Origin of the sequence: Pseudomonas sp., from assembly GCF_035277045.1 — a bacterium.
Classification (GTDB): Bacteria; Pseudomonadota; Gammaproteobacteria; order Pseudomonadales; family Pseudomonadaceae; genus Aquipseudomonas.
The window spans coordinates 1-2,550 of the sequence record NZ_DATELE010000258.1 but is presented as its reverse complement, the minus strand read 5'-3'; the positions used below and the strand labels follow the sequence as shown (position 1 = coordinate 2,550).

The window sequence follows — 2,550 nt, the reverse complement described above, 5'->3', positions numbered from 1 at the left end:
CCAGACATGTCGCCAATCCAGTTTGCCCAGGCGATCACCCAGGGCCGGCCGATCCAGCTGTTCAACCACGGGCGTCACCAGCGCGACTTCACCTACATCGACGACATCGTCGAAAGCCTGGTGCGGCTTATCCCCCTGCCGCCGCTGGCGAACCCCGAGTGGGACCGCGCGCAACCGGACCCCTCCAGCAGCCATGCACCCTGGCGCATCTACAACATTGGCGGCCAGCGCCCGGCGGAACTGACCGACTACGTGGCCTTGCTGGAAAAGCACCTGCAGCGCAAGGCCGAGATCGAGCTGCTGCCCCTGCAGCCCGGCGATGTACTGGCCACCTGCGCCGATGCCAGCGCACTTGAGCGCGTGACCGGCTTTACCCCGCAAGTTTCCCTGGACGAAGGGCTCGGGCGCTTCGTCGCCTGGTTTCATCGGTACTACTCGCGCTCCACCAAGGCCAGCAAAGCCGGCGAGCGCAGGCATGAACGGAGGGTGTTATGACAGGACAACCACGCAGTGCGGAGATGCAAGGCCTGTACCGGGACAAACGCATGGACCCGGCACACCGCCAGCGCATGGACGCCGCCATCCACATGCAAGGCCGGGGCTGGCTGACCGGCCGTGTCGGCGGGCGGCCCTGGACCCTGTCGCGAACCAACCGGGTGCTGTCATGCCTGGGCGCCCTGGCGCTGCTGCTGATGATCTCGCCACTGCTGTTGCTGCTGGGGTTCCTGGTCAAGCGCAGCAGCCCGGGCCCGGTGTTTTTCATCCAGAAACGTACCGGCTACCGCGGCCGCACCTTCGGCATGTTCAAGTTCCGCACCATGGTCGCCAACGCCGAGGCCCTGAAGGACTCGGTGCGCCACCTGAACAAGCACGGCGCCGACGCCATCGACTTCAAGATCGACAAGGATCCACGGGTTACCCGCATTGGCAGCCTGCTGCGCCGCACCAGCCTCGACGAGCTGCCCAACCTGATCAACGTGGTCACCGGCGACATGCGCCTGGTCGGCCCAAGGCCCACGTCCTTCAACGCCTATCGCTACAAGGACAACCACCTGGCACGCCTGAGCATCTATCCGGGCATGACAGGCCTTTGGCAGATCTCTGGTCGCAGTGATATCGACTTCGACCAGCGTGTTGAGCTGGACCTGAGCTACATCAATGAACAGAGCTTGATGCTGGACCTGAAAATCCTCTTCAAGACGCCCTTTAAAGTCTTCAGCGGCCACGGAGCAAGTTGAATGGACGGTTCTACTTCGAGAAGTCTGAGCATCGCCAACCCGAGCGAAACCAACCTCACCGCCACGGTGCTCGACCTGGAGCAGCGCACCCTGTTGCTGACCGCGGCCAACACCGGCAGCGGCACCAGCACCAGCGCGCTGGCCTTTGCCAGCCAGCTGGCATTGATGAGCGCAGGCCCCGTGCTGCTGATCGACAGCAACGGCGGTGGCACCGGCGCAAGCCTCAGCCAGCAGCTGGGCCTGCACAAGCTGCGAGGTTTCACGGACCTGCTGTTCAACCAGGACAACCCGCCGCTGGCCCTGGACTGCGTCGTGCGGTTTTCCGACCAGCCCTTCGACGTGCTGCCGGCAGGCACCTTCAGGCGCGGCCGCGACCGCCTCAGCCCTGACCTGCTGCGGGTCCTGCTGGCTCAGCTGAGCAGCCACTACCGCTTCGTGGTGATCGATGGCGAAGCGGTGTACGCCAGCGCCGACAGTCTGGTCATCGGCACCCTCGTCAACGGCGTGATCCTGGTGATCTGCGCCGAGGAAACCCGCTGGGAAGTGGCCCAGGCCACCGCGCAGCGCCTGACCCAGGCCGGCGCGCAACTGATCGGCAGCGTCTTCAACCGGCGCAAGTACTACATGCCCAAGTGGCTGTACAACAACCTCTGAGGCCAGCACAGGATGCACACCATGAAATATCCAACGATTGCCCTGTGCCTGCTGGGCCTGGCCGGATGCGCCAGCCAGGAAACACGCGAAATGCCGGTGCAGATCCTCACCGCGCCCGCCGCCGATGCCCAGGCCACCGAAGTAACCCAGCGCGAGCAGGTGCTGCGCCCGCAGGACGTGCTTGAAGTGATCTTCCACGTTGCCAACAGCACGCCGGCCGGCGGGGTGTACCGCATCCAGTCCGGTGACAACATCGACCTCAACTTCATGGCCGCCAGCGGCCTGAACGGCAGCCAGATCGTCCAGCCCGACGGCAGCATCACGCTGCCCAGCACCAACTCCAGCGTCCGGGTCGAAGGCAAGACCACCGCCGAAGCCGAAATGGCGATTCGCGAGGAATACCGCAACAAGCGGATCTTCCAGAACAACCGCGACCAGGTGACCCTGCGCGTGCTCAGCCCGATGAGCAACGACATGAACCTGAAAAGCACACTCACCCACCCCGGCACCGGCATGAGCCGCGACATCACCGTGGGCGCCGATGGGCGTGCGACCTTCCCCGAAATTGGTTCGATCCCGCTGCAAGGCCTGACCGTCAATCAGCTGCGCGACCAGCTCAACCAGCGCTACGCCGAGCTGCCAGGCCGCATGACCGTGG

Annotated in this window: 4 protein-coding genes; all 4 read left to right on the top strand. The window is 64.7% G+C overall.

Features of this window, described 5'->3' with window-relative positions; all coding sequences use genetic code 11:
• A partial coding sequence (locus VJS90_RS14395) for an NAD-dependent epimerase/dehydratase family protein (RefSeq protein WP_324122317.1) occupies window positions 1-495 on the top strand: 495 nt, incomplete at its 5' end.
• Window positions 492-1,238 (top strand): sugar transferase, encoded by a 747-nt coding sequence (locus VJS90_RS14390; RefSeq protein WP_324122316.1) that lies wholly within the window; start codon window positions 492-494, stop codon window positions 1,236-1,238. The genes VJS90_RS14395 and VJS90_RS14390, both read left to right, overlap by 4 nt.
• Entirely contained in the window at window positions 1,239-1,892 is a 654-nt protein-coding gene (locus tag VJS90_RS14385; RefSeq protein ID WP_324122315.1) for a CpsD/CapB family tyrosine-protein kinase, read from the top strand. It abuts the gene before it with no gap.
• Window positions 1,893-1,913: 21 nt separating this feature from the next.
• Window positions 1,914-2,550 (top strand): polysaccharide biosynthesis/export family protein (locus VJS90_RS14380; RefSeq protein WP_324122314.1); only part of this gene is annotated, 637 nt, incomplete at its 3' end.